The organism is Psychrobacter proteolyticus (assembly GCF_038155145.1).
In the GTDB taxonomy this organism is placed as follows: Bacteria; Pseudomonadota; Gammaproteobacteria; order Pseudomonadales; family Moraxellaceae; genus Psychrobacter; species Psychrobacter proteolyticus_B.
The window spans coordinates 1-208 of the sequence record NZ_JBAKAY010000255.1; the positions used below are offsets into that span (position 1 = coordinate 1).

Annotated in this window: 1 protein-coding gene; it reads left to right on the top strand. The window is 43.3% G+C overall.

Going from position 1 to position 208, the window contains the following annotated elements; translation table 11 throughout:
- A partial coding sequence (locus V6252_RS13740; RefSeq protein WP_341610794.1) for a TIGR00366 family protein occupies positions 1–208 on the top strand: 208 nt, incomplete at both ends.

Sequence of the window (208 nt, forward strand, 5' to 3'; positions counted from 1 at the left end):
ACACGCCTTCAGAAAAATTAGATGATAGCCGTATTATTGCTGTCATGTTATTGGCCTTAGCACTGATGTACTATATCAGCGAGTTTGGTAGTAACGGTTGTATCCTCGGGCTAAACATCGTCATTGGGCTATTCTTATTCTTAGGTTTGCTATCGCATGGCACGCTAGAGCGTTATTATCGTACCGTACACTCAGGGATAGGTGGCAT